A 17905-nucleotide genomic window follows, 5' to 3' on the forward strand; every position below is an offset into this window, starting at 1 on the left:
CGTGCTGACCGGGCGTGCTGTGTCGGCTACTCCGCGGCGAGCGCCGCCACGGGGTGGGTGCGCACGGCCGCGCGTGCCGGTGCGACAGAGGCGACGAGGCCCGCCAGCAGGGCGATGCCGAGGACGGCCGCGATCTCGGCCCACGGGACCACGAGCGACACGTCGCCGACGGAGCTCAGGACGCTGATCGCACCGGCCCAGCCGTACAGCAGGCCGAGGACGATGCCGAGCACGGCGCCGACCCCCGCGATGAGCATCCCCTCGATGGCGAGCATGGTCCGCAGCTGCGCCTTCGAGAGCCCGATCGCCCGCAGCATGGCGCTCTCCCTGGTCCGCTCGATGACGGACAGCGACAGCGTGTTGGCCACGCCGATCAGCGCGATCAGCACCGCGACGGCGAGCAGTCCGACCACGAGGGCCAGGATGATGTCGATGACCTGCTGGATGCTGTCCCGCTCGGCGACGGCCGCGCCCACGTCGACCACCTCGTCCGTGGTCGCCACGGCGTCCTGCACCGCCGAGATGGCGGACTCCACCTCCTGCTCGCCCGCGACGTCCGCCCAGACCTCGTTGGGCCGCAGGTCGGGGTGGACCACGGCGAGGTCCTGTGCCGTGACGAACGCCGTCCCGTACGTCAGGTCGGCGGTCACGACGTGGAGGGTCGTGGTACCGCCGGGCCCGTCGAGCACGATCTCGTCGAGACCGTCGATCTCCTGGGTCCTGGCGAGCTCCTCCGGGACCACGAGGGTGCCGGGCCGCAGGTCCCTCAGGCCGTCCGGGTCGTTCACGACGCCACGCAGCTCGTCCGGGTCCGCCGCGAGCACGTCGATGGCAGGCCGTCTCCCGTCGGGCGTGTCCACGCTCGCCGTGGTCACCTGGGCGACGGCCGCGAGCTTCTCGACACCGCCCACCGCGTCGGTGACGGCGGGTGGCATCGTGGCCTGCTGCCCGTCGTCGTCCGACGTCGTGGTCGCGACCTGGATGTCGACGGGGTACAGCGTGTCCAGCTCGTTGTCCAGGGTGGTGCGTGCGGTCGCGGCGCCCGTCGTCATCATGCCGACGAGGGTGACGCCGATCAGCAGGGCGGTCGCCGTCGCCGCCGTCCGCCGGGGGTTGCGCAAGGTGTTCGCCGTCGCGAGCCGGGCCGACGGGCCGGCGGCACCCACGAACCTGCCGATGCCCGCCGTGACCTTCGGCAACCAGAACACCGAGCCGACGATCACGCCGATCAGTGACAGGCAGCCACCGCCCACGACAGCCGCCAGCGGCAGCGTCGGGTCCGCGCTGCCGTCCGATCCCAGCGCGGTGGAGACTCCACCGGCGATCGCCGCGAGCCCGCCAAGGGTGGCGAGGGCCGCGAACACGGCGCGGAGGCGTCCGGCACCCTTGCGGAGCGTGGGTGCGTCGGCGGGCCGGAGGGCGGCCAGCGGGGCCACGCGGGCCGCGGAGCGTGCGGGGGCCAGTGCGGAGGCGAGGGTCACGCCGATGCCGACGACGAGCGGCCAGACGAACACTGCCGCGCTCAGGTCGACGGCCTCCGGCAGTGCTACGTCGAGGTCGAAGGCCGGGGCGACCATGAGCCCCGCCTGGACCAGCGCCGTGCCGCCGGTGATGCCGACGAGGGAGGCGATGGTGCCGAGGACCACGGCCTCGAGCAGCACGCTGCGGTAGAGCTGTCCGGTGCTGGCACCGACGCAGCGCAGGAGTGCCAGGGTGCGAGCACGCTGCGCGACGAGCACCTGGAACGTGTTCGCGATGACGAGGCCGGCGACGACCAGGGCGACGGCGGCGAAGGCCAGGACGAAGACGAGGTAGATGATGTCCGCCCCGCCCGACATGTCTGCCACCACCTTCGTGGAGTACTCCTCGGTGGCCATCACGTCGCGGGCACCGGGAACGGCGTCCGCGATGGCCGCGTCGGTCTCCGCCGCGTCGGCCGAGCCGTCGAGCGCGACGACGATCGCGCCGACGGCGGGCTCCTCGCCCGGCTCGGTCTCGTCGGTGAGCCGGTCCGCGATCGCGGCCTGGGTCAGCACCGCAGCGCCGCCGCCGGGGTAGGCGTGGAAGGGGTCGTCCACGAACCCGGTCACGATCAGCTTGTCGATGACCTGTGTGCCGTCGTAGCCCTCGCTGCCGTCCTCGAAGGTGGTGGGCTCGTCGTCCATGACCCACCGGGACGAGGCCACGACGTCACCGAGGCCGACCCCGAGACGCTCCGCGACGTCCGGGGGAAGTGCCACCTCGTCGTCCGCCGCCGGCCAGGCACCGTCGGTCAGCTCGAGCGCAGCGAGGCGCTCGTCCGACGCCACGCCGATGAGCTGTTGCCACACCGACTTCCCCGCGTGGTTGAGCTCCGCGAACTGGGGCACCTGCGGATCCGCCGCGGCGACGCCGTCGACGTTCCGGGTGGCCTCGAGGTCGGCGGGGGTCAGCGACTCGTCGCCGAAGACCACCAGGTCCGCGTCGGCGAAGGTGGCGGTGACCTGGTTCTGGGTGATGCTGTTGATGAGACTTCCGGTGAGCAGCGTGGCCGCGACGAACGCCGTACCGATGGCGATGGCGATGCCTGCCGACGCCAGGCGGCCGGCGCTGCGGCGCATCTGCGCGAGCGTGAGGCGTGCCGCGGGCATGGAGGTGGCCATCAGGCGCCCGCTCCGGACCCGCGCGTGGTCGCCTCAGGCTCGAGGGTGCGCAGGGCGTCGAGGCCGGCCATCGCGGACTCGGGCGTCGGGTCGCTGATGTCACCCGCGATACGACCGTCCGCGATCAGCACGGCGCGGTCGGCGTACGCCGCAGCCGACGGGTCATGCGTGACCATGATGATCGTGCGACCCAGCTCACGCACCGAACGGCGCAGGAACGACAGGACCTCGGCCCCCGAACGCGAGTCCAGGTTCCCCGTCGGCTCGTCCGCGAACACCACATCAGGCTGCGCGATCAGGGCGCGGGCGATCGCGACGCGTTGCTGCTGCCCGCCGGAGAGCTCTCCGGGGCGGTGCGTCAGCCGGCCGGCGAGGCCGAGGGTGTCGACCAGGGTGGTGAGCCAGGCCCTGTCGACGCTGCCGCCGGCGAGCTCGACGGGCAGCGTGATGTTCTGCTCGGCGGTGAACATCGGCAGGAGGTTGAACTGCTGGAACACGAACCCGACGCGGTCGCGACGCAACCGCGTCAGGGCCTTGTCGTTCAGACCGGTGATCTCCGTGTCGCCGAGGAACGCCTGACCGCTGGTCGCGGAGTCCAGCCCGGCCAGGAGGTGCATCAACGTCGACTTGCCCGACCCGGACGGGCCCATGATCGCCGTGAACCGACCCTGCTCGAAGTCCACGTCCACACCGTCCAACGCCCGCACGGTCGCCTCGCCCTTGCCATACGTCTTCGTCAGGCTCCGAGCCCGCACGGCGCGGGCGGCGCCGCCCGGCACAGGGGCCGGCTGGTCCGCCGGGACGTACACGGTGGTGTCCACGAGATTGCTCCTCGAGTCGATGCTGCTGGGGTCGGCGAAAAGTGGTCCGGCTTTCCCGGGGTTGACCCCGGTACGGCCGGCAGCAACGAACTTACGGAGCCGGCTGCCGTCTGGACATCGGGTTTCGGCCTGATCCTTCCCGGGCGGTGTCATCCCCTGGTCGTACGTCCGGGCGTCCCGACTAAGGGCACACCCCCAGGGGTCCCACCGCGAGGAGCACGACGCCCTACCTGTGGAAACGCTGATCGTGCACAGGACACCCCGTGACGGTCCCGCACCGGACGGTCGCACCACGAGGCTGGACGCATGCTCCGCCCCACCACGCCCTCCGACGGCGCCGTGCGCGTCACCCTGCACCCCGGCGAGGACCTGTTGCTGCGACCCGGCACCCGCCTGGCCGACCTGCGTGCGCCCCTCGCGACGCTCGCCCGGCGGCCGGAGCTGCGGTACGCCGCCCTCGTGGTCGACGGCGCGCCGCTGACCGACGACCAGGTGGTCGGCGAGCGCCCCCTGCTGCCCGGAGCGGTCGTCCGGGTGCGGCAGCCGGGCAGGCCGGTGGCCGAGCCCGCGCCCGGTCCTGGCCTCCGGTCGGCCGCGAGCCGGCCCTGGCTGGTCACCCGGGTCACCGGGCCGGGCGCCGGGTCGGTGGTGGGCGCCGACAGCCTCCTGGCGGCACTCCGGACCTGGGCCCGGCTGCGGGCCGGCGGGCGCCTCGCGATCCGGCGGACCGAAGGCCCGGCCACCTGGCTCGCACCCCCGCCGGCGCCGCCGGACGGCGGCGTCCCCTGGGCGCTCACCCTGCTCCCCGCGCTGGCCTCGCTCACCCTCGCCGCGGTGCTGCGCCAGCCGCTGTTGGCGGTGTTCGCGCTGGTAGGCGTGGTTGTGGCACTTCCACAGCTCCGCGCCGCCCGGCAGCGGGCGACGACCGCAGCCAGCCCGAGGAGCCGACGGCGGGCGCTACCGGGACCTGGCGGGCTCCTGGCCTTCGCCCACGCGGCGCTCCACGTCTCGCCGGGCGCGTGGGAGGCGGCGCGAGGGGCTCGTGGTACCCGCCCCGCAGACGTCGGCGACGCCACGAGCCACGGTCCGGACGTCCCGCCGCAACTGCCCGACGACCCCTGGGAGCCGCTGCTGCACGACGGGTCCGTCGCGGTGCTCGGCCCTCGCGACCTGGCCCGGTCGGTCGCTCGCGCGGTGGTCGCCGGGCGTGCGGCCAGGGGCGCGACGGTTCGGGTCGGCGACGGAGCACGGGGCTGGTCCTGGGTGCGCTGGCTGCCTGACGGTGGGCCGGTGGTCCTGGTGCTGGAGAGCACTCCCGGCCCGGGCGGGCACGCCCCGGCCGCCCCGGCCGCCCTGACCACCCCGACGTCCGGTGCCTCGCCCGCCGCCGACCTCGTGGTGTCCGTCGGCGCGGTCCCGCCCGGGTGCCGCGTGGTCGCGCGCGTCCTCGACGCCCGCCGCGTCCGGGTCTCCGGGCCGGACGGAGCGGCGCGTACCGTGCCGCTCGTCGGTGTCACGACGGAGTGGGCCGAGCACCTGGCCCGCCTGCTGGCCGGCGCCGCCCGGCTCGGCCGGACCGCCGGCATCGAGCGGCCGGAGGGATCCGCCCTGCCCGCCGTCGTTCCCCTGACCAGGGCGCACGAGCTCGCCGAGGTGCCCTCACCGCAACGGCTCACGGCGCGATGGGCAGCCCCAGGCGGATGGACCGTGCCGCTCGGCATCGGAGCTGACGGCGCGCCCGTGTGCTTCGACCTGCTCCGCGACGGGCCGCACCTGCTCGTCGCCGGCACCACCGGGTCGGGCAAGTCGGAGCTGCTGCAGACCCTCGTGCTCGGGCTCGCGCTGACCCGGTCCCCCGCGGACCTCGCCCTCGTGCTGGTGGACTTCAAGGGTGGTGCGAGCCTCGGCGCGTGCCCCGGCCTGCCGCACGTGGTGGGCCAGGTCAGCGACCTCGAGCCCGGTCTGGCCGCGCGGGCGCTGGCCGGGCTGCGGGCGGAGCTGCGCCGTCGCGAACAGGTCCTCGCCGGGCGCGCCGTGCCCGACGTCGCCCTGCTGCCACCCGGGACGTTGCCCCGGCTCGTGGTGGTGATCGACGAGTTCCGGGCGCTGGCCGATGACCTGCCCGAGTTTCTGCCCGGCCTGCTACGCGTCGCGGCGCAAGGGCGGTCGCTGGGCGTGCACCTCGTGCTCGCCACGCAACGCCCCGGTGGCGCCGTGGGACCGGACCTGCGGGCGAACGTCAGCGCGCGCCTCGCGCTCCGCGTGACCGACACGCTGGAGTCGCGCGACGTGCTCGACGATCCTGCCGCCGCACGCATCCCGGTCGCCACCCCGGGCCGGGCGGTGCTCCGCCTGGGATCTGCGCCGCCGGTGCCGCTGCAGTGCGCGCACGCCACGGCACCGCCCGCGGCCGAGATGCCACCGGTGCGCCGGGCCCCGGCCTGGCCCGGCGGCCGCGGCGCACCGGGCCACCCCCGGCCGACTGCCTACCTCGCGCCGCACCCGCCAGGCGGCCGGCTCGCCCCCGTGGCGCCCGACGTCGCCGTGGTCGACGCCGCCCGGCGCGCGGCAGGCGCGCTGGGGCACGTGCCCGGCCCGCCGCCGTGGCTCCCACAGCTTCCCCGGCGAGCCTCCGTCGCGGACCTGCCGGCGGCCACCCGCAGGAGCCGGGCGGGGCTCGTGCTCGCCCTCGGCGACGACCCCGGACGACAGCGGCGCACGACCGTCACGTGGGACCCGGACGACGGCCACCTCGCGGTCGTCGGCCGGGCCCGCTCCGGGCGCACGACCGCGCTGGTCACCGTCGCGCTGGCGGCACTGCGGCGCGGCTGGACGGTGCACGGGATCACGCGCGACCCAGCGGCGCTCGCGCCGCTGGGCAGACATCCGGGCTACGGCCGGACGGCCCGCCCGGACGACGCGGAGGCGGTGGCCCATCTGCTCTCCGCCGCGGACGAGAGGGTGGGCGAGGGCGGGGACGGCGGGGTGGGCCCGGTCCGTACGCTCGTGCTCGTCGACGGCGCCGAGGACGCACGCGGCACCCTGCCACCGGCCGCGCTGCGGTCGGGGGTCGCGTTCGCCCTCTCGGCGGACGCCCCGTCGGTGGGCGGTCTGGCGTCGCGCGTGGGTCCGCGCCTGGTGCTGCTCGGCACCGACCGCGCCGCCGACGTCGTGCTCGGGGTGCCGGTGGCGCTCGCCGGAGCGGGCGGCCCACCGGGCCGGGCCGCGTGGTGCGGCCGCGGTGACCCGGTGCTCTGCCAGGTTCTGGAGCCGGGGATCAGTGCTCGGAGCCGGTCTCCGACGTCGCCGCCGTGACGGAGGGCGTCATGAGCAGGGCCCCCACGACCACGGCGATCACGAGAGCCGCCCAGCCGCCCGTGACGGCGATGCCCGTGCCACTGCCGATCGCGGCGACGGACCCGATGATCTGAAAGAGCTGCCAGGTCACGACGGGTCCGCGACCCGAACGACGGCCGGCCAGAAGTGCCCGCGCGGACACCACAAGAACCCAGGCAACACCCAGGAGGAAGAGAACCAGAAAGAGACTCACGCCGACAGATGAGGAACCGCCCGTAAGGAGTTCACCAAGTAACACCACGCCGAAAGCAACGAGGCCGATCACCTCGACCAGGACGCCGATCACGAGGGCACGAAGAAACGCCGGGACACGATGCGCGAAAAAGGCTTCCAGTACTGGCACGACGGACTAGGATACTGGTGAGAGGGCTATTCACAATAGTGTGACGGATACCTCAGGGTTCACTGCGCAGAAACTTGCCCGTAACCCCTTGTGCGAGCGTTCACGAGCGTGTGAACCTAGACGCAGCAATCCACCACACCCCCGAACAGACCCCCGTCGGTCGCCGCCTGGCGCACAGGGATCGAGACAATCGATCCATAACCAGACCTGTGCGCCCCAGACGCACGACGACGACGCTCCCACTGGCGAGCCGGACGGCGGGTAGTTCCTTCCAAGGAGTACGTGACCATGGACTGGCGCCACCGCGCAGCATGCCTCGAAGAAGATCCCGAACTGTTCTTCCCGATCGGCAACACGGGCCCGGCCCTGCTGCAGATCGAGGAAGCCAAGGCAGTGTGCCGTCGCTGCGACGTTGTCGATACCTGCCTCAAGTGGGCCATCGAGTCCGGCCAGGACGCCGGCGTCTGGGGCGGTATGAGCGAGGACGAGCGCCGCGCGCTCAAGCGCCGCACCGCGCGCGCCCGCCGCGCGGGCTGACTCCCCGCCCCAGCTTTTCCGCGAGCCGCGCCTGAGCACTCCCCCTTCGCTCGGGCGCGGCTCGCGTCATTCCTTTCGCGCTCCGCTCCGCGTCCCCCGAGGTTCCGCTCAGGGTCGCCCTGAGTCGGCCACCCGCAGCACGAGCTGCAGCTCCACCTGGGTGCCCCCGCCCTCGCGGGCCGACCACTCGATGGTCCCCCCGAGCTCGTTGGTGACGAGCGTGCGCACGATCTGCGTGCCCAGACCGCTGCCGGGGCCTCGCCCGCCGGCACCACCGTTCTCGGGCAGGCCCACGCCGTCGTCGGCCACGACCACCCGCAGGTCCGAGTGCCTGCGCTCCACACCGATCTCGATCGTGCCGACCGTGCGACCGACGAACCCGTGCTCCACCGCGTTGGTGACCAGCTCGGTGAGCACCAGGGCGAGCGGCGTCGCGTCCTGCGCCGGCACCATCCCGAACGAGCCGTTGCGCACGGTGCGGACCGAGGTGCCCGCCGAGGCGACGTCCGCGGTGAGCCGCAGGGCCCTGCCGACCATGTCGTCCAGCTCCACCTGCTCGTCCAGGGTCTGCGACAGGCTCTCGTGCACCAGAGCTATGGTCGAGACGCGGCGCATGGCCTCCTCGAGCGCCTCTTTCGCCGCCGGCACGTCCATGCGCCGGGCCTGCAGCCGCAGCAGCGCCGCCACGGTCTGCAGGTTGTTCTTCACCCGGTGGTGGATCTCGCGGATCGTCGCGTCCTTGGTGATGAGCTCACGCTCGCGCCGGCGCAGCTCGGACACGTCACGGCAGAGCAGCACGGCGCCGATGCGCTGACCGCGGTCGGTCAGCGGCATCGCCCGCAGCGACAGCGACACCCCGTGCGCCTCGATGTCCGTGCGCCAGGGTGCCCGGCCCATCACCACGAGGGGCAGCGACTCGTCGACCGGCTTGAGCTGCTCGACCATGTCCGCCGTCACCTCGACGAGCGACTGCCCCACGAGCGGGCCGATCACGCCGAGCCGATGGAAGCACGACAGGGCGTTCGGGCTCGCGTACAGCACCTCGCCCTCGGAGTTGAGGCGGATGAGCCCGTCGCCGACGCGCGGGGCGCCGCGTCGTGAACCCGTCGCCGCGTTCGGCAGGGGGAACTCACCCCGGGGGATCATCGCCACGAGGTCATCGGCGGCCTCGACGTAATTCAGCTCCAGCCGGGACGGCGTGCGCCCCGAACCGAGGTTGGTCTGCCGCGCGATCACCGCCACCGCCGTGTCCTTGTGCACCACGGGGATCGCCTCCTCGCGCACCGCGTAGGCACCGAACCAGCGCGGCTCCCTGGCGCGCTGCGCCTTGGCCTCGGCCATCGCCTTGGCGAGCTGCGGACGCTGCCCCTCCGGCGCGAAGGAGCCCACGATGTCGTCGTAGTGCACCGTCGCCCCCGTCGAGGGGCGGCACTGGGCGACCGCCACGAACCGGCCGTCGTCGGTGGGCAGCCACAGCACCAGGTCCGCGAACGCCAGGTCCGAGACCACCTGCCAGTCGCCGACCAGGAGATGCAGCCACTCCACGTCGGCCGGCTCGAGGTCGGCGTGCTCAAGGATCAGGTCACTCATGGCGGACACGCGCCCAGCCTATGCGGAACCATCCATGGCCCGTCGCGTGCACGGCGCGTACCCGCGGTCGGGCCGCCACCCCCGCGGAGCGAACGCCCGCAAAGCGTCGGTTAGAGTTCCACCACCGGCATGCTCCGTCGGCGCGAGGAGGAAAGCCCGTGCACCTGACAGTGGACCTGACGTTCCCCGCGAACATCGACGACGTCTCCGCGATGCTCGCCGACGAGTCGTTCGTGCGGTGGCGTGCCCAGCGTTCCACCGGATCCGTGAACGGCACGGTCGAGCAGGCCGACGTCACGGGCAGCGCCGCCACCGGGTTCACCGTGGTGGTCCGGCGCACCCTGCCGACCGACATCATCCCCGTGCAGGCCCGCCCGCTCGTGGGCGCGCACCTCGAGATCCGCCAGGCCGAGGCCTGGGAGGCGGCGGCCGAGGGCCGGCGCACCGGCACGGTGGCCGTCGAGATCATGGGGGCACCGGTCCGCGTGACCGCGACGGCGGCCATGACCTCCCTGCCCGACGGCGGCACGCGGCTCACCTACGCGGGCGACGTGCGGGCCACCGTGCCCCTGTTCGGCGCGGTGATCGAGGAGGCGGCGGTCAGCGCGGTACGCACCACCCTCGAGACCGAGGCCGAGGCCGGCCGCGACTGGCTCGCGGGCAAGCGCACCGGCACGGCCTGAGCCGTCCCGCTCCGGACGCCCCACGAGGGCGCCCGCTGCCGGCCGCGTCGAGCACCGCTGCCGGACTCCTGACCACTTCCTTCCCCCGACCTGGCGCAACCGCCCCATCTCGGACATAGTTTCCCAATTGCAACCTGCGGTTCGTTCAGCCTCTGCCCTTTTCGCCGGGCGAGTGCTAGAACCTGAGCGAACATTCGTGTCGGATGTGGGCAACTTTGTGCTCTGATATCGCTTTCCGCCCCGACACACGCGTCCCGATCACGAGGAGTCCCAGTGCCCAGCAAACACGGACCGGTCCGAAGCCGGACCGTCACCCCCCGACGTGCGGCCCTTGCCGCGGTGACGGTCTTCGTCCTGCCCCTCACGGCCTGTGGCTCGCTCCTCGGGCAGAGTCCCGCAGATGTGGAGGACGCCGACGCGCCCATCACGCTCACGGTGTCGACGTTCAACGACTTCGGGTACACCGACGAGCTCCTCGCGGCGTACACGAAGGAGAACCCGAACGTCACGGTCGAGCACGTCGTGGCTCCCACCTCGGACGAGGCGCGCCTGCAGATGCTCAAGGCCTTCACCACGGGTGACGGCGCCGAGCTCGCGGACGTCGTGGCGGCAGAGGTCGACTGGATGCCTGAGCTGATGCAGCACCCCGACCTCTTCGAGGACCTGACGGACCCGGAGGTCACCAAGCGCTGGGTGGACTGGAAGGTGGCGCAGGCCACCACACCGGACGGCAAGCTGCTCGGGTACGGCACGGACATCGGCCCGGAGGCCATCTGCTACCGCGCCGACATGTTCGAGGCCGCGGGCCTGCCGACCGAGCGCGGAGAGGTCGCCGCGCTCCTCGGCGGCAAGGACGCCACGTGGGAGCGCTACTTCGAGGTGGGGCGCCAGTTCACCGAGCAGTCCGAGGTCGCGTGGTTCGACGGCGCCACCGGAACGTTCCAGGGCATGATCAACCAGCTTCCGGCCGCGTTCGAGGACCCGGCGACGCAGAAGCCGACCGAGCTCGCGGTCAACAACGAGGTCCGCTCGGTCTACAACCAGATCACGTCGGCGATCGGTGACGACCTCTCGGCCGGCCTGGTGCAGTGGACACCCGAGTGGATCGCAGGGTTCCAGCAGGACGCGTTCGCGACGATGCTGTGCCCCGGCTGGATGATGGGCCCGATCGAGTCCTACTCGGAAGGTGTGCAGGGCTGGGACGTCGCGAACGTCTTTCCCGGTGGCGGCGGCAACTGGGGCGGCTCGTTCCTGACCGTTCCGTCGGCGGGCGCCTACACCGAGGAGGCGAAGAAGCTCGCCGCGTGGCTCACCGCACCCGAGCAGCAGACCAAGGCCTTCACCGAGGCGGGTGCGTTCCCGTCGCAGCACAAGGCGCAGGACTCCGAGGCCGTCCAGGGGTACACCAACCCGTTCTTCAACAACGCGCCGGTGGGCAAGATCTTCACCGACCGGTCGCAGTCCATCGACGGCGCGCCGTACAAGGGCCCGTACTACTTCGCGATCCGCGACGAGGTGAACAACGCCCTCACCGCCGTCGACACGGGCAGCAGCGGCCCGGAGATCGCCTGGAACCAGGCAGTCCAGACCGTGGGTGATCTGCGGGTGAAGGAGTGACAGAAGCAGTCTTCGCCCGGGACCGCCCTTGACACAGGACAGCCCCTGACGCAACGATCAGTGTCCGTGGAAGCGCTACCACACCATCCTGTTGGGAGCGCTTCCAGCGCAGGTACGCCGACGTGCTCGCACGTCACGCGACCGCACACGCTTGACCGCAAGCCCCAGACCGCACGACAAGGGAGTCCCCTGTGCTGAGCAGTACCCGACCCACGCGGCGCGCCGCAGCCCGCACCCTCCAGGCGACGGCCGGTGTCGCCGCCGTCGCCCTCGCCCTCACCGCCTGCGGTGGGGCTGCCGAAGGATCCGAAGGCGGATCCGGCGAGGACGGCCCCATCACGCTGAAGGTCGCGACGTTCAACGACTTCGGCTACACGGAAGAGATGCTCGACGAGTACACGAAGGAGCACCCGAACGTCACCGTCGAGCACATCACGGCGGCCACGACCGACGATGCCCGCAGCAACATGACCACGAAGCTCGCCGCGGGTGGCGAGGGCCTGGCCGACATCGAGGCCATCGAGGTCGACTGGCTGCCGGAGCTCATGCAGTACCCCGACCTGTTCACCGACCTGGCCGACCCCGCGCTCGACGGCCGCTGGGTGGACTGGAAGGTCCAGCAGGCCACGACGCCCGAGGGCAAGGTCATCGGCTACGGCACCGACATCGGCCCTGAGGCCATCTGCTACCGGGCCGACCTGTTCAAGGAGGCCGGCCTGCCGACCGACCGTGAAGAGGTCGCCGAGTTGCTCGGTGGCGAGAGCGCCACGTGGGAGGACTACTTCGCCGCGGGCCGCGAGTTCGTGAAGAAGTCCGACGCCGCCTGGTACGACAGCGCCGCCGGCACCTTCCAGGGCATGGTCAACCAGCTGCCCGCCGCGTTCGAGGAACCGGAGACGGGTGAGCCCAAGGTGCTCGGCGACAACACCGAGGTCAAGGCGATCTACGACGAGATCACCGCATCCGTCGAGGACGACCTGTCGGCCGGCCTCGAGCAGTGGGGCGGCGACTGGGACGCTGGTTTCCAGAACAACGCCTTCGCCACGATGCTCTGCCCGGCCTGGATGACCGGCCCGATCGAGGAGCGCTCCGGTGGCGTCGAGGGCTGGGACGTCGCCGACGTCTTCCCCGGTGGCGGCGGTAACTGGGGCGGTTCGTTCCTGACCGTGCCCGCCTCGGGCGAGAACACCGAGGCCGCCAAGGAGCTCGCCGCCTGGCTGACCGACCCCGCGCAGCAGACCAAGGCCTTCGAGTCGGCCGGTACGTTCCCGTCGCAGCTCGAGGCGCAGGAATCCGAGGCCGTCCAGAGCTTCACCAACCCGTTCTTCAACGACGCACCGGTGGGTGAGATCTTCTCCACCCGCGCCCAGAACATCGACGGTGCCCCCTACAAGGGCGCCAACTACTTCGCCATCCGTGACGAGGTCACCAACGCGCTCAACCGCGTCGACATCTCCAAGTCGCAGGACGCCCAGAAGTCCTGGGACGAGGCCGTCGAGAAGGCCGCGGCCCTCGGCTGAACCTGAGCCCCTGGCCGGGACCGGGCCTGGACCCGGGCCGGACCTACGGCTGACGTGATCCGGTGGTCGAGCTGGTCGGGACGCTGTCCCGTCCAGCTCGGCCACCGGATCGTGCGCGAGCACCTCACGGGTGCGCCCCACAAGTGACCCACACCGACGATGACGCGGCGGAAGATGAAATGGCTGTCCTGACACCTCAACGATCGGCACCGGGCTCCGGTGCGTCCCAGCGCGAGTCGCGCAGAATCGGCTTCTCCCAGCGGCTGGGCCGCTGGGACGTGAAGCTCTCCCCGTACCTGTACATCTCGCCGTTCTTCATCCTGTTCGCGGTGACCGGCCTGTTCCCACTCGCCTACACCGCTTTCGTGTCGGTGCACGAGTGGAGCCTGCTCGGCGGACAGGGCGAGTTCGTCGGCCTGCAGAACTTCGCGGACGTGCTGGCCCACCCGACGTTCTGGAAGTCCCTGGTCAACACGCTGTCGATCTTCGTGTTCTCCTCGGTGCCACAGGTGGTCATCGCGATCACCATCGCCGCTCTGCTGGACCAGAACCTCCGCGCGGCGACGTTCTGGCGCATGGGCGTCCTGATCCCCTACGTCGTCGCGCCCGTGGCCGTGTCGATCATCTTCGGCCGCCTGTTCGCCGACCAGTACGGCCTCATCAACTCGGCGCTCAACACGATCGGGCTGGACTCGATCGCCTGGCACGGCGACCGGATCGCCAGCCACGTCGCCATCGCCACGATGGTCAACTACCGCTGGATGGGCTACAACGCCCTGATCTTCCTCGCCGCGATGCAGGCGGTTCCCCGCGACCTCTACGAGGCCGCCGTGATCGACGGCGCCGGCCGCGTGCGCCAGTTCTTCTCCATCACCGTGCCGCAGATCCGCGCCACCATCATCTTCGTCGTCATCACCTCCACCATCGGCGGACTGCAGATCTTCGACGAGGTGCGCCTGTTCGACCCGATCGGCCTCGGCGGACCGGACCGCAACTGGATGACCACCGTCGTGTTCCTCTACGACACGGCCTGGGGCAACCAGCACAGCCTCGGCAGGGCCTCCGCCGTCGCCTGGCTGCTGTTCCTCCTGATCGTCGTGATCGGCCTGGTGAACTTCATGGTCACCCAGCGGATCTCGTCGGCGGGCCCCGCCAAGAAGTCCAAGCGCAAGAGCATCACCGGAGGGAAAGCATGAGCTCCGTCGCCGTCACCGCCCAGACCGCCGGCCCGGGCGCCGCCAAGGCCGCCGTCCGCCGTCGGGCGCGGAGGTCCTACGGCGCAGGCACCCGCCGTGCCGGCTGGATCGTCTACGCGCTGCTCGGGATCACGCTGCTGATCTCCGTCTTCCCGCTGTACTTCACGCTGCTGCTCGGCTCGTCCGACCCCGTGGCGATCTCGCAGAACGCGGTGCCGCAGTGGCTGCCGGACCTGTCGCTGTTCACCCAGTTCCGCACGGTCATCGAGGCCACCCAGATCAACTTCTGGCTCGCGCTGGCCAACTCGCTGATCATCGCGATCCTCGTCTCGGCGTCGGTCGTGCTGTTCTCCACGCTGGCCGGGTACTCGTTCGCCAAGCTGCGCTTCCGCGGCCGCGGGCCCCTGCTCGTGTTCGTCATCGCGACCATGGCCGTGCCCACCCAGCTCGGCGTGATCCCGCTGTACATCCTGATGTCCGACCTCGGCTGGATCGGCAAGCTCCAGGCCGTCATCGTGCCGGCCCTGGTCGCCGCGTTCGGCGTGTTCTGGATGACGCAGTACCTGTCCGAGGCCCTGCCCTACGAGCTGATCGAGGCCGCCCGTGTCGACGGCGCCTCCATGATCCGCACGTTCTGGTCCATCGCGCTGCCCGCGGCCCGCCCGGCGGCCGCGATGCTCGGGCTGTTCACGTTCGTCCAGCAGTGGACCAACTACTTCTGGCCCTCGATCGTGCTCAACTCAGAAAATCCAACCCTTCCGCTCGTCGTAAAGTCGTTGCAGTCGAACTACTTCGTGGACTACTCGTTGGTCATGGGTGGTGTGTTCCTCGTGACGCTCCCGCTCCTCGTGATCTTCGCCTTCGTCGGCAAGCAGCTCGTGGCAGGCATCATGCAGGGAGCCGTGAAGGGATGACTCAGGAGATGACGTTGAACGTCAAGACCACGGGGACGCTCCGGGCGCCGGCGCCCGGCTTCGCCCTGCCGTACACCCCGACCGCTCCGCGGACGGTGCCGACGTCGAACGCGTCCGGCACGGTCCCGTTCCCCGACGGGTTCCTGTGGGGCGCCGCCACGGCGGCCTACCAGGTCGAGGGCGCCGCCCACGAGGACGGTCGCGAGGACTCCGTCTGGGACGTGTTCGCCAAGGTCCCCGGCGCCGTGCTCGGCCAGGAGGACGGCGAGGTCGCCTGCGACCAGTACCACCGCTACCCGGCCGACGTCGCGCTCATGAAGGACCTCGGCATCAAGGCGTACCGGTTCTCGACGTCGTGGGCCCGCGTGGTCCCCGGTGGCCGCGAGGTCAACCCGGCGGGTCTCGCGTACTACGACCGGCTCGTGGACGAGCTGCTGGGCGCGGGCATCCTGCCCTGGCTCACGCTCTACCACTGGGACCTGCCGCAGGCCATCGAGGCCGAGTCGAACGGCTGGGTGAACCGCGACACCGCGTTCCGGTTCCGCGACTACGCCGTGACCATGCACGAGGCGATCGGTGACCGCGTCGACGTGTGGACCACGCTCAACGAGCCGTGGTGCGCCGCGTTCCTCGGCTACACGGGCGGCCAGCACGCACCGGGCCGGCAGTCCCGCGAGGACGGCCTCGCGGCCGCGCACCACCTGTCGCTGGCCCACGGCCTGGCCGTGCAGGCCCTGCGCGAGCGGGCGCCCGACGCGAACCTCGGCATCACACTCAACTTCGAGGTCGAGGACCCACTGAACCCGGACGACCCCGCCGACGTCGACGCCGCGCGCCGGCTCGACGGCGGGTTCACGCGCATCTTCGCCGACCCGATCCTGCGCGGGGCCTATCCCGCGGACGTGCTGGAGGACGTGCGCGAGTACGGGCTCGAGCGGCACATCCAGGAGGGTGACCTCGAGATCATCTCGACGCCCATCGACTCGCTCGGGGTGAACTACTACCACGGCAACGCCGTCTCGGCGACGCCCGCCGAGCGGCCGCTGGAGGGTGGTGCCCCGGTGACCCGCCCGTCGTCGTCCCCGTTCCCCGGCGGCGACGGCGCGTACACGCACCCGCGCGGCCTGCCGGTCACGGACCAGAACTGGGAGGTCCAGCCCGAGGGGCTGACCCGGCTCCTGCTGCGGCTGCAGGAGGACTACACGGGACCGCGCGGCATCGCGCTGTACGTGACCGAGAACGGCAGCGCCTACGAGGACGTCGCCGGGCCGGACGGGTTCGTGGACGACCAGCAGCGCCTGGAGTTCATCGACGTGCACCTGCGCGCCGTCAAGGACGCGATCGACGAGGGCGCCGACGTGCGCGGCTACTTCGGCTGGTCGCTGCTCGACAACTACGAGTGGGCGTGGGGCTACGGCAAGCGCTTCGGCCTCGTGCGAGTCGACTACGAGACGCAGGAGCGCACGGTGAAGGCGTCGGGCCGCTGGTACGGTCAGGTCGCGCGGGCCAACGCCGTTCCTGAGCGGACGGCGACGCCCTCGGCGCACGAGCGCGACGACAACGGCGGAGACAAGGCGGTTTCCCAGGCGTGACGACCTCAGGCCCACCCACCCTGGACGACGTGGCCCAGGCGGCCGGGGTATCCCGGTCGACCGCGTCGCGTGCCATCAACGGTGGCCTGCGAGTCTCTCCCGAGGCGCAGGCGGCGGTGGACGACGCCGTCGCGCGCCTCGGGTACGCGCCCAACCGTGCCGCCAGGTCGCTCGTGACCCGGCGGACCGACTCGATAGCCCTCGTGGTGCCCGAGCCGGACCAGCGCATCCTCACCGACCCGTTCCTCAGCGGCACCCTCGCGGGGGTCAGCGAGGGGCTGGCCGGGACGGACCTGCAGCTCGTGCTGCTGCTCGCCCGGCCGGGCGAGCAGCGCGGGCGCGTGGGGCGCTACCTGCGCAGCGGCCACGTGGACGGCGTCATCGTGGCGTCGCACCACCAAGGCGACCAGCTGGAGACCGAGCTCGGCCCGACCATGCTGCCCGCCGTCTTCGTCGGGCGGCTCTTCGAGCCCGACCCGCAGTTCTCCCGCGGCCTGCGCTACGTGGACGTCGACAACGTCGCGGGCGGACGCATCGCCACCCAGCGGATGATCGACCGCGGGCGGCGACGCATCGGGACCATCACGGGACCGCTCGACATGCCGGCCGGCGTGGACCGCATGATCGGGTGGCGCGACGCGCTCCGCGACGCCGGGCTGCCCGGCGACGCCATGGTCGAGGGCGACTTCACGTCGGCGGGAGCCGTCGTGGCGGCTGGCCGGCTGCTGGACCAGCACCCCGACCTGGACGGCATCTTCGCCGCCTCCGACCTGATGGCGGAGGCCACGCTGCGCGTGCTCGCCGAGCGCGGCCGGTCCGTGCCCGGTGACGTCTCCGTGGTCGGGTTCGACGACCTCGGCATCGCCGAGACGACCTCCCCGCGCCTCACCACGGTCCACAACCCGGTGGTGCAGATGGTGGGGGCGGCCACGAGCATGCTGGTCGACCTGGTCGCGGGCCGGCCGGTCCGGGACGAGCGCCGCATCTTCGCCCCCCGCCTGATCGAGGGCGACTCGGCCTGACCCTCGCCCCGCCGAGGTAGTCGTCTGGCGAGGTAGTCGTCTGGCGAGGTAGTCGTCTGGCGAGGTAGTCA

13 protein-coding genes are annotated in these 17905 nt (G+C 71.9%); 9 read left to right on the plus strand and 4 right to left on the minus strand.

The annotated features are described in order from the left end of the window. Window positions 1–26: 26 nt before the first annotated feature. Entirely contained in the window at window positions 27–2642 is a 2616-nt protein-coding gene (locus tag ACYVK7_RS02535) for an FtsX-like permease family protein (protein WP_460886102.1), read from the minus strand. Continuing rightward, on the minus strand, window positions 2642–3463 hold the full coding sequence (locus ACYVK7_RS02540; RefSeq protein ID WP_460886103.1) for an ABC transporter ATP-binding protein: 822 nt from the start codon (window positions 3461–3463) through the stop codon (window positions 2642–2644). Before ACYVK7_RS02540 ends, ACYVK7_RS02535 begins: the two co-directional genes overlap by 1 nt. 306 nt (window positions 3464–3769) lie before the next feature. Here ACYVK7_RS02540 and ACYVK7_RS02545 point away from each other — a divergent pair, with 306 nt between their 5' ends. Next, window positions 3770–6778, plus strand: coding sequence for an FtsK/SpoIIIE domain-containing protein (locus tag ACYVK7_RS02545; protein WP_460886104.1), 3009 nt, complete (start codon window positions 3770–3772; stop codon window positions 6776–6778). On the opposite strand, the gene ACYVK7_RS02550 is transcribed toward ACYVK7_RS02545, so the two are convergent. Continuing rightward, window positions 6741–7163 carry a hypothetical protein gene (locus ACYVK7_RS02550; RefSeq protein ID WP_460886105.1) on the minus strand — a complete coding sequence of 141 codons (423 nt, stop codon included), beginning with the start codon at window positions 7161–7163 and terminating at the stop codon, window positions 6741–6743. The two genes, ACYVK7_RS02545 and ACYVK7_RS02550, sit on opposite strands and share 38 nt — an antisense overlap. Before the next feature lie 288 nt (window positions 7164–7451). Between ACYVK7_RS02550 and ACYVK7_RS02555 the strand changes: the two genes are divergently transcribed. Continuing rightward, on the plus strand, window positions 7452–7700 hold the full coding sequence (locus ACYVK7_RS02555) for a WhiB family transcriptional regulator (RefSeq protein WP_026365970.1): 249 nt from the start codon (window positions 7452–7454) through the stop codon (window positions 7698–7700). A 108-nt stretch (window positions 7701–7808) separates the two neighbouring features. On the opposite strand, the gene ACYVK7_RS02560 is transcribed toward ACYVK7_RS02555, so the two are convergent. After that, entirely contained in the window at window positions 7809–9290 is a 1482-nt protein-coding gene (locus ACYVK7_RS02560) for a sensor histidine kinase (RefSeq protein WP_460886307.1), read from the minus strand. A 158-nt stretch (window positions 9291–9448) separates the two neighbouring features. Between ACYVK7_RS02560 and ACYVK7_RS02565 the strand changes: the two genes are divergently transcribed. The 7 genes from ACYVK7_RS02565 to ACYVK7_RS02595 all read left to right on the plus strand — a co-directional run bounded on the left by ACYVK7_RS02565 (window position 9449) and on the right by ACYVK7_RS02595 (window position 17834). Next, on the plus strand, window positions 9449–9973 hold the full coding sequence (locus ACYVK7_RS02565; protein WP_460886106.1) for a DUF2505 domain-containing protein: 525 nt from the start codon (window positions 9449–9451) through the stop codon (window positions 9971–9973). Window positions 9974–10246: 273 nt separating this feature from the next. Next, on the plus strand, window positions 10247–11590 hold the full coding sequence (locus tag ACYVK7_RS02570) for an ABC transporter substrate-binding protein (protein WP_460886107.1): 1344 nt from the start codon (window positions 10247–10249) through the stop codon (window positions 11588–11590). 191 nt (window positions 11591–11781) lie between these two features. Continuing rightward, on the plus strand, window positions 11782–13110 hold the full coding sequence (locus ACYVK7_RS02575; protein WP_460886108.1) for an ABC transporter substrate-binding protein: 1329 nt from the start codon (window positions 11782–11784) through the stop codon (window positions 13108–13110). 179 nt (window positions 13111–13289) lie between these two features. Further along, entirely contained in the window at window positions 13290–14306 is a 1017-nt protein-coding gene (locus ACYVK7_RS02580) for a carbohydrate ABC transporter permease (RefSeq protein WP_460886109.1), read from the plus strand. Then, on the plus strand, window positions 14303–15220 hold the full coding sequence (locus ACYVK7_RS02585; protein WP_460886110.1) for a carbohydrate ABC transporter permease: 918 nt from the start codon (window positions 14303–14305) through the stop codon (window positions 15218–15220). The genes ACYVK7_RS02580 and ACYVK7_RS02585 overlap by 4 nt, the downstream gene beginning before the upstream one ends. An 8-nt stretch (window positions 15221–15228) precedes the next feature. After that, the gene (locus tag ACYVK7_RS02590; RefSeq protein ID WP_460886111.1) at window positions 15229–16812 is read left to right on the plus strand and encodes a GH1 family beta-glucosidase; all 1584 of its coding nucleotides are present in this window, start codon (window positions 15229–15231) and stop codon (window positions 16810–16812) included. Continuing rightward, on the plus strand, window positions 16809–17834 hold the full coding sequence (locus ACYVK7_RS02595) for a LacI family DNA-binding transcriptional regulator (protein WP_460886112.1): 1026 nt from the start codon (window positions 16809–16811) through the stop codon (window positions 17832–17834). Before ACYVK7_RS02590 ends, ACYVK7_RS02595 begins: the two co-directional genes overlap by 4 nt. Window positions 17835–17905: the final 71 nt, after the last annotated feature.

This window comes from Promicromonospora xylanilytica, assembly GCF_054782895.1.

Bases quoted from the DNA above. Each gene is read 5' to 3' on its own strand.
- ACYVK7_RS02555 (WP_026365970.1), top strand. From the start codon at position 7,452: ATGGACTGGCGCCACCGCGCAGCATGCCTCGAAGAAGATCCCGAACTG.
- ACYVK7_RS02580 (WP_460886109.1), top strand. From the start codon at position 13,290: ATGGCTGTCCTGACACCTCAACGATCGGCACCGGGCTCCGGTGCGTCC.
- ACYVK7_RS02590 (WP_460886111.1), top strand. From the start codon at position 15,229: ATGACGTTGAACGTCAAGACCACGGGGACGCTCCGGGCGCCGGCGCCC.
- ACYVK7_RS02560 (WP_460886307.1), bottom strand. From the start codon at position 9,290: ATGAGTGACCTGATCCTTGAGCACGCCGACCTCGAGCCGGCCGACGTG.
- ACYVK7_RS02545 (WP_460886104.1), top strand. From the start codon at position 3,770: ATGCTCCGCCCCACCACGCCCTCCGACGGCGCCGTGCGCGTCACCCTG.
- ACYVK7_RS02585 (WP_460886110.1), top strand. From the start codon at position 14,303: ATGAGCTCCGTCGCCGTCACCGCCCAGACCGCCGGCCCGGGCGCCGCC.
- ACYVK7_RS02535 (WP_460886102.1), bottom strand. From the start codon at position 2,642: ATGGCCACCTCCATGCCCGCGGCACGCCTCACGCTCGCGCAGATGCGC.